Below are 17,141 nucleotides of genomic sequence, written 5' to 3' on the forward strand. Positions count from 1 at the left end.
GGGCCGACTCGGGCGCAACTAAGCGTTGCGCCGCAATCGCACGATGAAGAAGCCGTCCAGGCGTCCCTGCTCGGCGAGCATTCCGGGCAGGAGGCGCAGGCTGCCGTCTGCACCGGCGGCGACGCCCGCAGGCAGTTCATCGGCCCGCACGGGATCGATCGCGAACGCGGAATGGTGCGCCAGGAAGCGTTCGAGCTGCACTTCCCCTTCGAGAGGCTCGAGCGAGCAAGTGGCGAAGACCAGTGTTCCACCCGGTCTCACCCACGACGAAGCGCGGTGAAGCAATTTACCCTGCAACTCCGCCATCTCCTTGATCAGCGACGGGCGGACGCGGTGGAGCACGTCAGGGTGGCGGCGGAATATGCCCGTTGCGCTGCACGGGGCATCGAGCAGCACGGCATCGGCAGGCTCGTCCGGATGCCACGAAAGCAAATCGGCAGTGACGATCTTTGCGCTCAATCCGGTGCGCTCGAGATTCTCCCGAAGTCGCGCCAGACGACTTTCCGAAACGTCTATCGCGGTTACGTCCCATCCGGCGGAGGCGAGCTGGAGCGTCTTGCCCCCAGGCGCGGCGCAAAGATCGAGCGCCTTGCCCTCACCCGCGCCGATCAGCCGGGCGGGGATCGATGCGGCGATGTCCTGCACCCAGAATTTGCCCTCCTCGAAGCCCGGCAGTTCGGTCACCGAAGTTCCGGCCGGCAGCCGGGCATGGCCCGGGAGCAGGCTGACGGCTTCGTCCAGATCGACGGCCTCGCGCAGCGTAAGATCGAGCGGCGGCGGCGCGGCGATGGCCAGCTCGGCATCCTCGATCAGCTGATCGCCCCAGGCGGCGTGCCAGCGGATCGCGACTGGATCGGGCAGCGTCGGGGGATCGGGCAGCGTCGCGCCCGAGCGCGTCACGGTGCCGAACACCCCGTGAACCAGCTTGCGGGGGCCGCCATCGACGAGGGGCAGCACCGTCGAGATCGCGGCATGGCCGGGGGTGCCGAGGCACATCGCCTGGACGAGCGCGATGCGCAGCGCGAAACGCGCCTTGGCGTCATCAGGAAGCGGGCGCTGAGTCGCGCCATCGATAAGGGCGTCCAGATCGGGCAAGCGCCGCAGCGCTTCCGAGGCGATGGCGTAAGACAGGCCGCGGTCGCTGGGGGGCAGGCCCTGGGCCGCCTGGTCGAGCGCCTGCTCGAGCGCAAGGCCGCGGCGCAGGACCGCGTCGAGAAGCTGGAGCGCCGCGCGGCGGGCGGGGACGCCGGGGGCATCGGGGGCGGATCGGGGTTGATTTCGCTGCATCGCGCGCCGATTTGGGCGTCATCGACCCTTGAGGCAATGCAAATGGGCCAGCGCCCGGAAAATTCGAAGCCCCCTGAATATCTGACGCCGAGCCAGCCGGTGCCCGAGCCGCAGCCAGCAGAGCCGCCCGCAGATCCGCTGGATCCGACGCGCTACGGCGATTGGGAGCGCAAGGGAGTCGCAGTCGATTTCTAGTCGGCCAGCATGGCAGCCAGCTTGCTGACGGTGTTCCAGTTGCGCGCGGTGGCGATCTTGGGGAACTTCGCCTTGGCCGTCTTCTGGAGCAGCTTGGAGTCGCGCATTCCCTGCTGACTTAAATAGTCGGTATAGAGCTCGCGGCCGATCGCGCAGAGATGTTCGGGGCGGGGGTCGAGCCGGTCGAGCGCTTCGCGTGGAAACGGATCGCGGTGGAAAGTCACCAGCACGTGGCTGGGATGATCGCGCACGGCTTCGGGATAGGGATTGGCGGCAATCACCGCTTCAAGCTCGGCAAAATCGCGAACCATCACGTCGGTTTTAAGGCCTTGCGACGCCAGTGCGGCTTCGAGCTTGCGCTCGATTTCAGGGCCGCTGTCGGCGCTGTCGAAGACAACGTTGCCGGAGGCAAGCAGTGTCTCGACTCGCGCATAGCCAAGGTTTTCGGTGACCGCCTTGAGATCGGCGGAAAGCAGCTTGCGCCCCCCGAGATTGACGCCGCGCAGGAGCGCAGCCCAGCGCTTCACACCGCCTCGGCGCGAAGAGGCCGACTGAGCAGCGCTTCGATCACCTTGGCGACGGGAGCGCCCGACAGCAGCGCGCAGACGGCTTCGCAGACGGGCATGTCGACTTGCGCTTCGGCAGCAGCTTCTTGGAGGACGGGCGCAGTGAATGCTCCCTCGGCCACCGTCTTGCGGTCGGCCATCAGATCGGCGGCGCTGCGGCCCTGGCCGAGGCCGACCCCCAGCGAGAAATTGCGCGAGGCTGTAGAGGAACAGGTGAGCACGAGATCGCCCAGGCCTGAAAGCCCGGTGAGTGTCTCGGCCTGCGCGCCCCGCGCCAGGCCGAAGCGCGTCATTTCGGCAAAGCCGCGCGCGATCAGCGCGGCCCGGGCATTCTGGCCGAGCCCGGCGCCCTCGACCACGCCACAGGCGATCGCGAGGACGTTCTTGACCGCGCCGCCAATCTCGGCGCCGACGACATCCGCCGAGCCATAGGTGCGGAAGGCAGGGCCGGCGAGGCGCTCGGCCAGCTGCGTGCGCAGGGCTTCGTATTCGCAGGCGAGCGTGACGGCGGTGGGCAGGCCCTTCGCGACTTCGTGCGCGAAGGTGGGGCCGGACAGCACTGCGATCGGCGCTTGCGGAGCCACCTGATGCGCGACTTCGCCCACCAGGAGCCGCGTGCCGGCCTCGATCCCCTTGGCGCAGAGCACCAGCGGCGTGTGGTCGATATGCATGCTAGAGAGCACTGAACGGACATGCTGGGCTGGAGAGACGATGAGCAGCGCGTCCATTCCCGCCAGGTCAGCCGGATCGCTGGTTGCGCGGATGGTTTCGGAAAGCGGAATTCCCGCGAGGAACAAGCTGTTCTCATGCGCCGCGTTGATGCTCTCCACCACCTCGGCCTCACGCGCCCATAGCGTCACCGGGCCGCCACGCGCAGCGACTTGCGCCAATGCCGTGCCCCAGGCGCCGCCGCCAATGACCCCTATTTTCATTTGGAGATCCTCATGCCTTCACTCCCGCGCCGCGCACCTTTTCCGCATCCGGATCGAGTGGCCAGCGCGGCCGGGCCGGGAAATCGAGTGGGTCGGTAAGGCCCGCCGCGAAGCGCTCGGCCCCCGCCCAGGCGATCATGGCGGCATTGTCGGTGCACAGCCAGAGCGGAGGCGCGACAAAGCGCAGCCCATGCTCCGCAGCCAGCGCTTGGAGGGCGGTGCGCACAGCTTTATTGGCGGCGACGCCCCCGGCGACGACAAGCGCGCTCGCTTCGACCTTCCCGAGCGCGATCCGCGTTCGATCCACCAGGCAATCGACCACGGCCTGCTGAAAGGAGGCGGCAAGGTCCGCCGCACCGTAATTGCCTGCGGCGCGGGCGACTGCGCTCTTTAGCCCCGCGAACGAGAAATGCGGCTCGGCCGATCCCACCAGCGGGCGCGGCAGCGCCACGGCGGAGGGGTCACCCTGCTTCGCAGCCTCTTCGACCGCCGGCCCGCCCGGAAATCCCAGTCCGAGCAGCTTCGCCGTCTTGTCGAACGCTTCGCCCGCGGCATCGTCGATCGTCGTGGCCAGGCGGCGATACCGGCCCGCGCCCTCGACCAGGAGCAGCTGGCAATGCCCGCCCGAGACCAGAAGCAGCAAATAGGGAAATGCGAGATCGGGATCGGTGAGCCGTGGTGAGAGGGCATGGCCTTCGAGGTGGTTGACTGCGATAAGCGGCTTGCCCGCCGAAAGCGCGAGCGCCTTGCCCGTTACCAGCCCTACCATCACGCCGCCGATCAGCCCCGGCCCGGCGGTGGCGGCAATGGCATCGACTTCGGCCAGCGTGACGCCCGCTTCCTCCAGCGCCTGTTCGATCAGTGGGCCGATAATCTCGACATGGGCGCGCGCGGCGATTTCGGGGACGACGCCGCCATAGGGACGATGCGCCGCTGCCTGGTCGGCCAGCTTGTGCGCAAGGACGCGCCGGTCGCTCGTCACCAGGGCGGCAGCCGTCTCGTCGCAGCTCGATTCCAGGCCGAGGATCAATGCCATGGATTTCCCCTACCCGCTCGCCCTGAGCTTGTCGAAGGGGGGTGCTTCGACAAGCTCGGCACGAGCGGATATGGGGCAGCCATGTCCGTTTTCAGACTCGGCACGCGCGGCTCGCCGCTGGCGCTTATCCAAGCGCAAATGGTGCGTGACGCGCTCGCGGCGGCGCATGGTCTTGACGAGAACGCTTTCGAGATCGTTGCGATTCGCACCACCGGCGACAAGGTGCAGGACCGTCCGCTCGCCGAAATCGGCGGCAAGGCATTGTGGACCAAAGAGCTTGATCGAGCGCTGCTGCACGGCGAGATCGACTGCGCCGTCCATTCGATGAAGGATGTCGAGACCATCCGGCCCGATGCGATCGCAATCGCCGCGATCCTGCCGCGCGCCGATGTGCGCGATCGGATCGTTGGCGCGGAATCGGTGGCGGCGCTGCGCCGGGGCGCCGTAATCGGCACGAGCTCGCCCAGGCGCGCGGCGCAGGTGCGGCGCATGCGGCCGGACGTGCAGGTCGTGATGTTTCGAGGGAACGTGGATACCCGGCTCGCCAAGCTCGCCGCCGGCGAAGCCGATGCGACGCTGCTCGCGGCCGCCGGGCTCGAGCGCCTGGGGCGGCATGACGTGGGCCATGCGATCCCGACCAATGTGATGCTCCCCGCGCCGGCGCAGGGCGCGGTTGGGATAGAAGTTCGCGCGGACGATGCGGCCGCGCATGCTATGGTCGGGGCCATCGACCATCCCGAGTCGCACCGCTGCATTCTGGCGGAGCGCGCCTTGCTGGCTGCGCTTCGGGCCGACTGCCATTCGCCCGTAGCGGCGCTCGCGGTGATCGAGGGCGCGATCCTGACCCTGACTGCCGAGCTGTTTACCGAGGATGGGGCGGAGCATGTCCATGGTGCGCTCGAGGGCGCGCCGCTCGACTTCGCTTTGCCGGCGGCGCTTGCCCGCGACCTGCTGGAGCGCGCGCCCCCTGCCGTGCGCCGCCTGTTCGACCGGTGACTCGGCCGATCGCAGTGCTGCGGCCCGAGCCGGGCAATCGCGTTACCGCCGCGGCGATCGAGGCGGCCGGGCGCATCGCTATCCGCCTGCCCTTGTTCGAGACGCGGTCGGTGGCGTGGGCCGCGCCGGATCCCGCGCGGTTCGACTCAGTGATCCTCACCAGCGCCAATGCAATCCGGCACGGCGGCGCACATCTGGACCGGCTGCTCGGCCTCCCGGTCCATGCCGTGGGCGAAGTCACCGCCGAGGCGGCGCGGAGATACGGGATGGGAGTGGTGGCTGTTGGCGATTCGGGCGCGGCCATGCTGCTCGAAAGAGCCGAAGCGGCCGGCGTGCGCCGTGCGCTGCATCTGGCTGGGCGGGATCGGTCGATCGCGGAGGGCGGGATCGTCGCCGCGGTCGTCACGGTCTATTCGAGCGATGCGCTGCCGATCGCGCATGTTATGGCTGAACGGCTGAATGGATCGGTGGCAATGGTCCAGTCCGCAAGGGCCGCCGCTCGACTCAGGGAACTCGCATTGGATCGCTCGACCGTGATGCTGGCAGCCATCAGCAGCGCTGTGGCCGAAGCGGCGGGAAGCGGCTGGGAGCGCGTGAAGACCCCCGCCGCCGCCTCGACCGAAGCATTGATCGGCACGGCATTCGCGCTCGCCGATTGACCCGGCCAGCGCGGGGGGTGAATAAGGCGGATATGAGCGACGAGCCCTTCGCGCCGGAGCCCCCGCGCGCGCCCCTGTTTCGCAACCCGAGCATGGTTGGCGGAGCCGCCTTTCTGGGCGGAATTGCAGTCGCGCTCGGCGCGGTGCAGCTTGGCGGCGGCTTCAACGGGACGCCGGCTCCCGCGGCGGTGGCAGTGCAGCCAGTGCCGCAGCCGCAGCCCGCAGCCGCAGCATTGCCACCAGGAACCGATATCGCGACCCTCGATGCGCGCGAGGCGGCGTTGGCGGGCAAGCTCGACCTGCTTGAACTGCGCATCCGCGACGTGGACGGCAGCGCGCGGGCGGCATCGAGCTACGCCACGCAGGCCGAGCGGATGATGATCGCCTTCGCAGTGCGCCGCGCAGTCGAGCGCGGCCAACCGCTGGGGGCGTTGGAGAACCCGCTTCGCGCCCGCTTTGGGGAGCGTCAGGGTGAAGCCGTCGCCGCGATCGTTCAGGTCGCCGGCCAGCCCGTGACCCTGGAGGATCTGCGACTGGCGCTCGATACGATCGCGCCCCGGCTGAGCTCCGGCCCCGACGACGGACTATGGGCGAATGCGCGGAGGATGCTGGGCGACATGATCGTACTGCGCAGCGCCGATTCACCCAGCCCGCGTCCGAGCGACCGCCTGCGCCGCGCGCGGCGCGCGCTGGATGCGGGCGACGTCGAGGCGGCGCTTGCCGAAATCGCGCACATGCCCGGCGCCGCCAATGCGGGGAGCTGGACCAGCGCGGCCAAGCGCTTCGTAGGTGCCAGGCGGGCGCTCACCGAAATCGAGCGCGCCGCAATGGAGTCGCCCGCGGTGCAGCCGGCAACCGCCGGATAAGAGCCAAGGGCGCAAGCCCGGCAAAAAGAGGAAGACAGATGGCAGAGATGGGCCGGTTCGACTGGCAGGACCCGTTCGCGCTCGACGCGCAACTGACCGACGAGGAGCGGATGGTGCGGGATGCCGCGCGCGATTACGCGCAGGGCGAGCTGCTGCCCCGCGTCACCCGCGCCTTTCTCGATGAGGATTTCGACCGCAATATCATGTCCGAGATGGGCGCGCTGGGCCTGCTCGGCTCGACGATCCCCGAGCAATATGGCGGGGCGGGGCTGGGCTATGTCGCATATGGCCTGGTCGCGCGCGAAGTCGAGCGCGTGGATTCGGGCTATCGCTCGGCGATGAGCGTGCAGAGCTCTCTCGTTATGCACCCGATCCATGCCTATGGCACCGAAGAGCAAAGGCGGAAGTACCTGCCCAAGCTGGCGAGCGGCGAGTGGGTCGGCTGTTTCGGGCTGACCGAGCCCGATGCCGGATCGGACCCTGGCGGCATGCGCACCCGCGCCGAGAAGACCGCGAATGGATATCGGCTGACCGGCACCAAGATGTGGATCACCAATTCGCCGATCGCCGACGTCATGGTCGTCTGGGCCAAATCCGATCATCACGGCGGCGGGATCAAGGGCTTCGTGCTCGAACGCGGTCTGGAGGGGCTTTCGACGCCCAAGATCGAAGGCAAGCTGTCGCTGCGCGCGTCGGTGACGGGCGAAATCGTGATGGACGGCGTCGAAGTCGACGAGGACGCACTGCTGCCCGAAGTGCAGGGGCTGAAGGGCCCGTTCGGCTGCCTTAATCGCGCGCGTTACGGCATCGCCTGGGGCACGATGGGCGCCGCCGAGGCGTGCATGCACGCCGCGCGCCAATATACGCTGGACCGCGCCCAGTTCGGCCGACCGCTCGCCGCGACGCAGCTTGTCCAGTTGAAGCTGGCCAATATGGAAACCGAAATCGCATTGGGCCTGCAGGCGGCCCTGCGCTGCGGCCGGATGTTCGACGAAGGCACGCTGGCGCCCGAGGCGATCAGCATCATCAAGCGCAACAATTGCGGCAAGGCATTGGATATCGCCCGCGTCGCGCGCGACATGCATGGCGGTAACGGCATCTCGGCGGAATTCCACGTGATGCGCCACGCGATCAACCTGGAGACGGTCAACACCTATGAGGGCACCCACGACGTGCACGGGTTGATCCTCGGCCGCGCGATCACCGGGATCGCCGCGTTCTGATGGACCTTCAGCCGACGTTAGAGGGCGAACTGGTCACGATCCGGCCGACCGCGCCCGAGGATTGGGATGCCCTGTTCGCGGTAGCCAGCGATCCGCTGATCTGGGAAATCCATCCCGCGCATGATCGTTGGCAGGAGCCCGTATTCGGCCGATATTTCGAGGATGCGCTGGAATCGGGCGGCGGGTTGACCATCCTCGACAAGGCGAGCGAGAAGATCATCGGAGCGAGCCGCTATGCGTTTCCCGATGCCGCACGCGACGAAATCGAGATCGGCTGGACGTTCATCGCGCGCGATTATTGGGGCGGGACCTATAATCGCGAGATCAAGCGGCTGATGCTCGATCATATCCACCGTTTCGTCGGCGGCGCGGTGTTCGTCGTCGGCAAGGACAATATCCGGTCGCGCAAGGCCATGGAGAAGATTGGCGGCGTATTGCAGGAGGGCCGCATCGAGCGCGGCGATGGGACGTTGCTGCCCGATCACGTTTATTATGTGATTCCGCGCCGGAAAGATTCGGGGGCATGAAGCCGCTCGCGGGCATCAAGGTGGTCGAGCTTGCCCGCATCCTGGCGGGGCCGTGGTGCGGGCAGTTGCTCGCGGACCTGGGCGCCGAGGTTATCAAGATCGAACGCCCGGGCGAGGGCGACGACACTCGCCATTGGGGTCCACCCTTCCTCCACGGTGCGGACGGCGAAAATCTCGACGCGGCTTATTTCCACGCCTGCAATCGCGGCAAGAGCGGGCGCGCGATCGATATATCGACAACGGAGGGGCAGGCCGAGGCGCGAGCGCTGATCGCCGACGCCGACGTGGTGATCGAGAATTACAAGGTCGGCGGGCTGGTCAAATACGGCCTCGACCCTGCTAGCCTCATCGCAGCCGATCCCAGGCTTGTCGTCTGCTCGATCACCGGCTTCGGGCAGGATGGCCCCTATGCCGCCCGCGCCGGATACGACTTCATCATCCAGGGCATGGGCGGCGCGATGTCGCTGACCGGCGAGCCCGATGGCGCGCCCCAGAAATCGGGCGTCGCTTATGCCGACATCTTCACCGGTGTCTATTCGGCAGTGGCGATCCTGGCCGCGCTGCGCCGCCGCGACGAAACCGGCCAGGGCGCGCATATCGACATGGCGCTGCTGGACACGCAAGTGAGCGTGCTGGCCAATCAGGCGCTGGGCTGGATGGCTTCGGGCAAGGTGCCGCACCGGATGGGCAACGGCCATTCCAACCTCGTCCCCTATCAGGCCTTTGCCTGCGGGGATGGCGACCTGGTCATCGCTGTCGGGAATGATTCGCAGTTCCGCAAGCTCTGCACGGTGCTGGGGCTCGCACTGGCCGATGACCCTCGCTTCGCGACCAATCCTGGGCGCGTGACCAACCGGGAGGCGTTGATCCCGCTGGTCGCCTCCGCGATCGCGGGCTGGGCCAAGGCCGACCTCTACGAAGCGCTTGAAGCGGCGGGCGTGCCGGCGGGTCCGATCAACGATGTCGCCGACGTGTTTGCCGACCCGCAAGTAATCGCGCGCGGGATGCGGATCGAGCGCGATGGCGTGCCGGGCCTCGCCAGCCCGATCGTGATCGACGGCGAGCGAATGGTGTCAGGCCGGGCAAGCCCTAAGCGACTCGCCTGATCAGCTCCTGCGCTGCGGCTGGCGCGCGCATCTTGCCGCCATGGATGAAGAAAATGAAGGTCTCGCGCGGCGTCGCGGGCGGGGCCGCATCCAAAACATAGGGCAGCCCATCGGGCGACGCGCCGCTCGCCCAGGTCTTCGCCGCCTCGGTCCAGCGCGGGAAATGCTCCTTCGGGTAGCAGAGCGGATTCTCGTCCACGCCGGCCTCGAGCCGGGCATAGACGAAATCGCCGGTTACATCGGCAATCGCGGGATATTGCGGGGAATCCGCATAGACGAGAGCCACTGCGGCCTTGCGGCACATCCGGACGAATTCGGGAACCGCGAAACTTTCGTGGCGCACCTGGATCGCATGGCGAAGCGCGACGCCTTCCTGCTTGGCGGGCAGGAGGTCGAGAAACGCCTGAAAGTCCACCGCGTCGAATTTCTTGGTCGCCATGAATTGCCAGAAGATTGGGCCCAGCTTGTCGCCGAGCGCCGTGATTCCCTGGCCCACGAAGCGCTGGACCGAATCGCCCGCTTCAGCCAGCACCTTGCGGTTGGTGCAGAAGCGCGATCCCTTGACGGTGAAGACGAAATCCTCGGGCGCGGTGCTAGCCCAATTCTCGAAGGTCTGCGGCTTGAACGTCGAATAATAGGTGCCGTTGACTTCGATCGCGGTGAGCGCGCGAGTAGCGAATTCGAGCTCCTTCTTCTGGGAGAGTCCTTCCGGATAGAAGGTGCCGCCGCGCCAGGGCTCGAAGGTCCAGCCGCCGATGCCGATTCGGATGGGTGCTCGGGTCATGAGGGGAGATTAGGCGGAAAGGTGCCCGCGGCAAACCCGCCGATTGCCTCTCCGGCGCAGCGGCCCGCCAGCCATTCGCGGGTTCAATCCGCCTTCTCGACCCGGATGGTCCACTCGCCTGATCCCCCGGGTGGGGGTCCTCCGAGGTCCAGGCTCCGTCAAATTCTACCGTTACCGGATCGTAAAGCCCGCTATCCCTGCTCTGGACCACGGATATCCGGGCCTTGGGCCGGGGCGGCGATACCGGCCAGCATCAGGAAAATCATGAGCCCCAGCGCGCATTGGGCCCCGCATCATTGCGCGACCGTGATCAAGGCGCGGCGATAGCTGTAGAGCCCTAGCGGGCCATCGTCGCGCGCCTGCAGGATGACATGATGCTCGCCGTCGCGCGGCGGCGCAGTGAAGAGGATCTTTTCGTCGGTGGTGGAGGAGAATTTTCCTTCCGCGTTTCGGTTCAAGGCCCCGGCTTCCCGGTATTGAAACCAGCGATAGCGTATCGCATGGCCGTCGGGGTCCCGGCTGCCGGCGGCGTCCAGCACGATCGCCGCCCCTGGCTTGGCGGCAATGCGGACGAGATCGCGGCCCGGACGGCCGTTGAGCACCAGCAGCGGGTTGTGATTCGCATCCGCGCGCTTCGGCGTCAGCGTCCATTGCATGCGGGCCGCGAAATCGTGCTGATAGGCCTCGCGCCAGCGCCAGATCGTCGCCTGGTTGGTCTCGCGCACCTGCCCCTTGCTGTCTTCCACCATGTCGGAAGTGTCGGTCCAGATATTGTCCTGCGGCGACAATCGGCCATAGCGGCCGCCCCAACTTCCATAGTCCGGCCGCTCAGGCACGCCCAGGCCATTGGGTATCAGATAAAGGAAGGAGGGAGTGTCCCCCTCCATGATGTATTTCCACTCGGGATAGAGATCGCCGAGCGGACCCTTGCGGACATTGTCCTTGAGCCATGCGTTCGAGATGAGGTGCGATTCGGGCCCTTCGAAACGATACCAGGCCTCGCCCGAAATGCCGGACCAGGTCGATCGCTCGTAATGGTTTTGCGCGTGGAGGCTGACGATCCAGAAGATTTCGGGAAAGGCGCGGCGCACCCACGGGCCCGCGTCGTCCTGATCCGAAATAGAATAGACTCGCAGCTTGCTTATGAAGGCCTCGACCTGCGCGAGGGTACGGGTCGCCTTTACGGTGTGGAGCGCCTGGGCGAGATCGACTGCCCCGCCCCAGACCAGCACCCATAACGGCCGCGCATCGGGCTTATCGACCGTCTCGATGATCCAGCGGGAACCCTCGGTGTCCTTTCCTTCGCCGACGGCTGCAAGACCGAATTCAGGGCGGCCCGACTTGATGCGGCCCCACAGGAAGTTCTCGTCCGGATATCCCGGCGCGTGGGCGCGCAGATTGGGCAGGACCTGGCCATAGGCGCGCACGCGCTCCTCGATCAGCTCGCGCCGCGCCGTGGTACGCTGGTGGCGCGAAGTGGTCGCCACGAGCCCCTCGACATCGAACTCGTTCGCATAGACGAGGAAGCGGACGAGGGACTCGGAATCGTCGGGCTCGTTGCCGATATCGGTCAGAACAAGGACGCGGCTCTTCTCCCCGGCCTGTGCCGCGGCCGGCAGCATGAGCGCGGCCAGTGAAAGCAGCGCGGAAAGAACAAATTTCGACATCAGCCACGTCCTTGTTGAGATGCTGTCTGTCCTTCCGCCAGGAAGCGGAGGGTCCCAATTGGACGCTAATATACTATAATGGGTCGTCTGGGCGGCCTTTGCTTCCCATCGCCTCCGATCTTGCATGCGGACGGGATATTCCGTCATGTGCACGCGCGCTGAGGCAGGGTATCGCAATCGCTGGAGCGGGCGAAGGGATTCGAACCCTCGACTCCGACCTTGGCAAGGTCGTGCTCTACCCCTGAGCTACGCCCGCTCTGGCGTCTGCCCGGCAACATGCACCGGGCGGGTGAGGCGCGGCCACTAGCAGCGCCCTTGGGGCAGCGCAACCCCCTGGCCTGTCTCGCAAGTCCCGGGCGAAAACGCTTGGCGCATCACGGCCAAACCCCCACATAGGCTCCAAACCGCCACTCCCTTGGAGCGCTTGATGGCCACGCTTGGAATGACCCCGCAAGAGAAGGAAGCCGTCGAGGGTTTCCGCCGCGACATCGTAGAGCCTTCGATGACTTCGCTGATGATCGTGGATTTCTGGGCCGAATGGTGCGGGCCGTGCAAGGCGCTGTCGCCGGTGCTCGAAAAGGTTGCCGAAGATTACGCCGCCAAGGGCGTCAGGCTCGCCAAGGTCGATGTCGACGCCAACAAGTTCATCGCCGCCCAATTCCAGGTGCGCTCGATCCCGACCGTCTATGCGATGTTCCAGGGCCAGCTGGTCGCCGATCTTTCGCAAGCGCGGACCGAGGCGCAACTTCGCACGATGCTCGACCAGATATTGAAGCAATTGCCTGTGCAGAGCGAGGAAGCCGCGGCGGAGGCCGAACTGGAGCCGCTGATCGCGATGGCGGAGCAGTTGCTCGCCGAAGGCGATGGGGAGCGGGCGCTTTCGGTATTCGATCAGATCGGCGAGATGGCGCCCGCACATCCGGCCGTCGCGGCGGGCCGCGCCCGGGCGCTGCTCGCATTGGGGCGAACCGGGGAGGCGGAGATCGCGCTTGCGGATCTGCCCGACGATGTCGCCAAGGCGCCCGAAGTGGAGCGGGCCCGCGCGGCCGTGAGCCTTGCCCAGGAAGCCACGCCCATCGAAGATCTGAGCAGTCTCGCGGCGCAAGCGGCGACGGGGGACATGGATGCGCGCTACGAACTGGCCGGCGGACAGATGGCGGCGAACGACCGCGATGCGGCCGCCGAAACCCTGCTCGCGATGATCGCCGAAGATCGCGAGTGGAATGAAGGCGCGGCACGCCAGCGGCTGCTCAAATTGTTCGAAGCCGTGGGCCTCGAAGATCCCTGGGTATCGGCGCAGCGGCGCAAGCTTTCGGCGATCCTGTTCGGATGACGGCGACTCGGCTGTCGATCTTCCCCCTGAGCGGCGCGCTGCTGTTTCCGCGGATGCACTTGCCGCTCCATATCTTCGAGCCGCGTTATCGCTCGATGATCACCGATTCGCTGGCCCGCGACCGCCGTATCGGGATGATCCAGCCGCGCGACGGCAAGGAGCCACCGACCTTGTTCGACATGGGCTGCGTCGGCAGGATCGCTGAAGTGGAAGCGCTCGACGATGGGCGGTTTGATATCGTGCTGGAGGGACTGGCGCGCTTCACGATCCTGCGCGAGCTCGACGTGGTCACGCCCTTCCGCCAGGTCGAAGCCGAACTGGAGCCGGCCGGCGAAAGCGAAGTGCTCGCGTCGATCAGCCGCGCATCGCTCGAAATCGAATCGCGGCGCTTCGCCGATGGGCTTGGCTATGCGGTCGATTGGGAAGCGGTGTCCCGGCTCGACGACGAAGCCCTGGTCAACGGCATCGCGCAGATCGCACCCTTCGACCCCGCATCGAAACAGGCGCTGCTCGAAGCGAACTCCCTGGCGGACCGAGCCGAGCTGATCGTCCAGCTCATGCAATTCTATGGCCGCAGCGGGGACGAGGTGGGCACGCTGCAATAGGCCGTCACCCTTATGCCAGATCGCCCTGCAACAGCTTTGGCACATCGCCGCTCTCGCCGCGCGCCTCGGCGATGAACCAATCCTTGAGCGGGGACATCCTGTCGACTGCGGAGAGGCCGAAGCGGCGCACCGCAGCTGCGGTCTTGCCGGGGATACCGAACAACCGCGTCAGGCCATCGGTGGCCGTGGCGACCATGAAGGTGTCGAGCCCGCGCCAGCGCTGGTAGCGTGCGAGCAGTTGCGGATCGCCGAGATCCATGCCCAGCCGCTTGCCATCCACCAGCACCTCGACCAGCGTCGCCACGTCACGAAAGCCGACATTGACGCCCTGCCCTGCGATCGGATGAATGCCGTGCGCCGCGTCGCCGACCAGCGCCAACCGGTTCGACGTGATCCAGGCGGCGTGGTGAAACCCGAGCGGATGGCTGAAGCGCCGGGTAGGCGGGCCGAGCTTCCCCAGGAACCCGCCCATGCGCTTCTCGGCCTCGGCCAGATAGGCGCGGTCGGAGATCTTCATCATGCCCGCCGCGTCGCCGGCCTTCACGGTCCATACCACCGCCGATCGGTGTCCGCGTTCGTCGTCGCGCAGAGGCAGGATCGCGAAGGGGCCTTCCGGATAGAATATTTCGAAGGCAATATTCTCATGCGAACGCTCATGCCCCAGCGTCGCCACCATCGCGGCGTGATCGTAGCTCCACCGCGCGGTCTTGAGGCCCGCCGCCTCGCGCATCGGCGAATTCCTGCCCTCCGCCGCGATCAACAGCGGCGCATGCGCGGTCGCGCCCGAATCGAGGATCGCCGTCACGCCGAATTCGCCGCGCTCGACCGAGACCGCACGCGTCCGCATCCGCAGGTCGACTCCCGCCGCCGCCTGCGCCGCTTCGAGCAAGGCGCTGCGCAGTTGGCGGTTCTCGAACATGTGCCCGAGCGCGCCTTCACCCTGTTCAGGCGCGAAATCGAGCTTGCCGGGCGCCAGCCCGTCGCTGACCCGGATGCCCTGGATCGGGCAGCCTTTGCCGGCCAGCCTGGGCGCGACGCCGATCGCTTCGAACATCCGCATCGGCGCCGATGCGATCGCGGAAGCCCGCCCATCGAAATCGGCGGCGGTGATCGTCGCGGCATCGGCGGGATCGATTACGATCGAAGTGAGGCCATGCGCATCTAGCGCGACCGCGAGCGCGCTGCCGACAAGCCCGCCGCCGAGGATAAGAACGTCCGCGCTTGACTGTGCCTGGGCCATGGAACGCCGTTAGCATAGTCCCCCGCTTGCGCCAGCCGCTTGACGCGGGACTCGCGAGCGGCGATGATTCGCGCGCACCCCTGAAAATTGCGGAGGCTGGGCGGATGGCGTCCCGGGCACAAAAGTCGCTGTTGCGCGACACGATGAAGGCTGGCGCGCGCCGCAGCATCGCGCTGATCGGCGGCACGTTGATGTTTCTGGCCGTGCTTGCCGCCGTGCTGGCGCTCGTCACTTATCACGCGCAGGACCCTTCGCTGAACACCGCATCGGGCGGGCCGACGCGCAACCTGCTCGGGCCGCTCGGCGCATGGGTCGCGGATGCGTTGCTGGCCACGCTTGGCGTGCCGGTTGTGCTGCTTGCGCCGGTCGGGCTGATCGTCACCAACCGGCTCTGGCTAGGGCGGCCGGTAGGGGATTGGGCACGGATGCTGCGCGGGGCCCTGCTCGGCACCCTGCTCGCGGCGAGCGCGGCGGCGTTCTTCTCGAGCGATTCGGTGCTGGCGCTCCCCGGCGGATGGGGCGGCATCGCGGGGCTCAGCGTCGCCGGCTTGTTCAATTTCCTCATCGGATTCGCCGGCGAGCCCAGCCTGACCTGGTGGGCGGGCCGCGCACTGGGCGTGGTCTTCGCGGCCCTTGGCTTGTGGATCTGGTGGAATCGGCTCGATTTCAGTTTGCCCGAGGGCGGCTTCAGCCTACCCCAGTTTCGCTTGGGGGAAACCAAGAAGCCGCTGCTCCCAGCGCCGGAGCCCAAGCCCGAGCGCCAACAGACCATATCCGAGCCGCGCAAGGTGGTGGTGCCCGATACGCGCCCCGGGCCGGTGATCGCCGACCGGACGATCGCGCCTTCTCCAGCACGCACCAAGCCCCCAACGCAGACCAGCCTGGATTTCAAGGACAGCTACAAGCTGCCGCCGCTCGACCTGCTCACACCGTCGCCGATCAACAAGAATGCGGCGATCGACAAGGCGGCGCTGGAGCGAAACGCGCGGCTGCTCGAAAGCGTGCTCGACGATTTCAACGTGAAGGGCCAGATCGTCGAGGTCCGTCCAGGGCCAGTGGTGACGATGTACGAACTCGAGCCCGCATCGGGGATCAAGGCCAGCCGCGTGATCCAGCTCGCCGACGATATTGCTAGAAACATGAGCGCGATATCGGCGCGCGTGGCCACGATTCCCGGCCGCAGCGTGATCGGCATCGAGCTGCCCAACGCGACGCGCGAGCCGGTCAACCTCCACGAGCTGATCGGCAGCCAGAGTTTCGAGGACCAAGGCGCGAGCCTGCCCCTGGTGCTCGGCAAGAACATCGCCGGCGATCCGGTGATCGCCGATCTGGCGCCGATGCCGCACCTTCTGGTCGCCGGCACGACCGGATCGGGCAAGTCGGTGGGGCTCAACTGCATGATCCTGTCGCTGCTGTATCGGATGACGCCAGAGCAGTGCCGGATGATCATGATCGATCCCAAGATGCTCGAATTGAGCATGTACAAGGGCATCCCGCATTTGCTGGCGGACGTGGTGACCGAGCCGCAAAAGGCGGTGCGCGCGCTCAAATGGGCGGTCGAGCAGATGGAGGACCGCTATCGGATGATGGCCTCCGCCAATGTCCGCAGCCTCGCGAGCTTCAACGACAAGGTCCGCCAGGCGCGCGCCAAGGGGCAAAAGCTCGGCCGCAAGGTGCAGACCGGCTGGGATGCCGATACCGGCAAGCCGATCTACGAGGAAGAGACGCTCGACCTCCAGCCTCTGCCGCAAATCGTGATCATCGTCGACGAACTCGCCGATCTGATGATGACCGCGGGCAAGGAAGTCGAATTCCTGATCCAGCGGCTGGCGCAAAAGGCGCGCGCGGCGGGCATCCACCTGATCATGGCGACGCAGCGCCCGTCGGTCGACGTCATCACCGGCGTCATCAAGGCCAACCTCCCGACCCGCATCAGCTTCTCGGTGACCTCGAAGATCGACAGCCGCACCATCCTCGGCGAGCAGGGCGCCGAGCAGCTGCTCGGCATGGGCGACATGCTTTACCTGGCCGGCGGCGGCCGCATTCAGCGCGTCCACGGCCCGTTCGTCTCAGACGATGAGGTCGAGAAGGTGGTGGCGCATCTGAAGCTGCAGGGCAC

At 66.8% G+C, this 17,141-nt stretch carries 17 protein-coding genes and 1 tRNA gene; 10 read left to right on the plus strand and 8 right to left on the minus strand.

All coding sequences use genetic code 11. The features are described 5' to 3' along the window. Positions 1–18: 18 nt before the first annotated feature. Entirely contained in the window at positions 19–1,287 is a 1,269-nt protein-coding gene (locus VF617_RS04665) for an RsmB/NOP family class I SAM-dependent RNA methyltransferase (RefSeq protein ID WP_331013689.1), read from the minus strand. Between the two features lie 42 nt (positions 1,288–1,329). Here VF617_RS04665 and VF617_RS04670 point away from each other — a divergent pair, with 42 nt between their 5' ends. Continuing rightward, a complete protein-coding gene (locus VF617_RS04670; protein WP_331013690.1) occupies positions 1,330–1,482 on the plus strand; it encodes a DUF1674 domain-containing protein in 153 nt (50 codons plus the stop codon). Here the strand turns inward: VF617_RS04670 and VF617_RS04675 are convergent. Genes VF617_RS04675 through tsaD form a run of 3 tightly spaced genes read right to left on the minus strand, consistent with a single transcriptional unit; the run spans position 1,479 to position 4,016 of the window. After that, the gene (locus VF617_RS04675; protein WP_331013691.1) at positions 1,479–2,009 is read right to left on the minus strand and encodes a DUF1697 domain-containing protein; all 531 of its coding nucleotides are present in this window, start codon (positions 2,007–2,009) and stop codon (positions 1,479–1,481) included. The genes VF617_RS04670 and VF617_RS04675 overlap by 4 nt on opposite strands. Beyond that, a complete protein-coding gene (locus VF617_RS04680; protein WP_331013692.1) occupies positions 2,006–2,980 on the minus strand; it encodes an NAD(P)H-dependent glycerol-3-phosphate dehydrogenase in 975 nt (324 codons plus the stop codon). Before VF617_RS04680 ends, VF617_RS04675 begins: the two co-directional genes overlap by 4 nt. A gap of 10 nt (positions 2,981–2,990) precedes the next feature. Then, positions 2,991–4,016, minus strand: coding sequence for a tRNA (adenosine(37)-N6)-threonylcarbamoyltransferase complex transferase subunit TsaD (tsaD, locus tag VF617_RS04685; protein ID WP_331013693.1), 1,026 nt, complete (start codon positions 4,014–4,016; stop codon positions 2,991–2,993). A gap of 81 nt (positions 4,017–4,097) precedes the next feature. On the opposite strand from tsaD, the gene hemC reads away from it, so the two are divergent. Genes hemC through VF617_RS04715 form a run of 6 tightly spaced genes read left to right on the plus strand, consistent with a single transcriptional unit; the run spans position 4,098 to position 9,393 of the window. Beyond that, on the plus strand, positions 4,098–5,012 hold the full coding sequence (gene hemC / locus VF617_RS04690; RefSeq protein ID WP_331013694.1) for a hydroxymethylbilane synthase: 915 nt from the start codon (positions 4,098–4,100) through the stop codon (positions 5,010–5,012). Then, positions 5,009–5,671, plus strand: a complete 663-nt coding sequence (locus VF617_RS04695; protein WP_331013695.1) for a uroporphyrinogen-III synthase — start codon at positions 5,009–5,011, stop codon at positions 5,669–5,671. Before hemC ends, VF617_RS04695 begins: the two co-directional genes overlap by 4 nt. 32 nt (positions 5,672–5,703) lie before the next feature. After that, positions 5,704–6,537 carry a hypothetical protein gene (locus VF617_RS04700; protein WP_331013696.1) on the plus strand — a complete coding sequence of 278 codons (834 nt, stop codon included), beginning with the start codon at positions 5,704–5,706 and terminating at the stop codon, positions 6,535–6,537. Between the two features lie 38 nt (positions 6,538–6,575). Next, positions 6,576–7,760, plus strand: a complete 1,185-nt coding sequence (locus VF617_RS04705) for an acyl-CoA dehydrogenase (RefSeq protein WP_331013697.1) — start codon at positions 6,576–6,578, stop codon at positions 7,758–7,760. Then, positions 7,760–8,287: a GNAT family N-acetyltransferase gene (locus VF617_RS04710; RefSeq protein WP_331013698.1), complete on the plus strand. Its 528-nt coding sequence runs from the start codon at positions 7,760–7,762 to the stop codon at positions 8,285–8,287. Before VF617_RS04705 ends, VF617_RS04710 begins: the two co-directional genes overlap by 1 nt. Next, positions 8,284–9,393, plus strand: coding sequence for a CaiB/BaiF CoA-transferase family protein (locus VF617_RS04715; RefSeq protein ID WP_331013699.1), 1,110 nt, complete (start codon positions 8,284–8,286; stop codon positions 9,391–9,393). The genes VF617_RS04710 and VF617_RS04715 overlap by 4 nt, the downstream gene beginning before the upstream one ends. Here the strand turns inward: VF617_RS04715 and VF617_RS04720 are convergent. The 3 genes from VF617_RS04720 to VF617_RS04730 all read right to left on the minus strand — a co-directional run bounded on the left by VF617_RS04720 (position 9,377) and on the right by VF617_RS04730 (position 12,100). Then, positions 9,377–10,177, minus strand: a complete 801-nt coding sequence (locus VF617_RS04720; protein WP_331013700.1) for a DUF72 domain-containing protein — start codon at positions 10,175–10,177, stop codon at positions 9,377–9,379. The two genes, VF617_RS04715 and VF617_RS04720, sit on opposite strands and share 17 nt — an antisense overlap. Positions 10,178–10,470: 293 nt before the next feature. Beyond that, positions 10,471–11,844: a DUF1593 domain-containing protein gene (locus VF617_RS04725; protein ID WP_331013701.1), complete on the minus strand. Its 1,374-nt coding sequence runs from the start codon at positions 11,842–11,844 to the stop codon at positions 10,471–10,473. 181 nt (positions 11,845–12,025) lie between these two features. Then, positions 12,026–12,100: transfer RNA gene (locus VF617_RS04730), tRNA-Gly, on the minus strand. A gap of 186 nt (positions 12,101–12,286) precedes the next feature. Between VF617_RS04730 and VF617_RS04735 the strand changes: the two genes are divergently transcribed. After that, positions 12,287–13,177, plus strand: coding sequence for a tetratricopeptide repeat protein (locus VF617_RS04735; RefSeq protein WP_331013723.1), 891 nt, complete (start codon positions 12,287–12,289; stop codon positions 13,175–13,177). Next, on the plus strand, positions 13,174–13,782 hold the full coding sequence (locus VF617_RS04740) for an LON peptidase substrate-binding domain-containing protein (RefSeq protein WP_331013702.1): 609 nt from the start codon (positions 13,174–13,176) through the stop codon (positions 13,780–13,782). The genes VF617_RS04735 and VF617_RS04740 overlap by 4 nt, the downstream gene beginning before the upstream one ends. A gap of 10 nt (positions 13,783–13,792) precedes the next feature. Here VF617_RS04740 and VF617_RS04745 read toward each other — a convergent pair whose 3' ends face one another. Further along, positions 13,793–15,022, minus strand: coding sequence for an FAD-dependent monooxygenase (locus VF617_RS04745; RefSeq protein WP_331013703.1), 1,230 nt, complete (start codon positions 15,020–15,022; stop codon positions 13,793–13,795). A gap of 104 nt (positions 15,023–15,126) precedes the next feature. On the opposite strand from VF617_RS04745, the gene VF617_RS04750 reads away from it, so the two are divergent. Then, on the plus strand, positions 15,127–17,141 hold a 2,015-nt coding region (locus tag VF617_RS04750; RefSeq protein WP_331013704.1), incomplete at its 3' end, for an FtsK/SpoIIIE family DNA translocase.

It is taken from the genome of Sphingomonas sp. (assembly GCF_036388215.1).
Lineage (GTDB): Bacteria > Pseudomonadota > Alphaproteobacteria > Sphingomonadales > Sphingomonadaceae > Sphingomonas.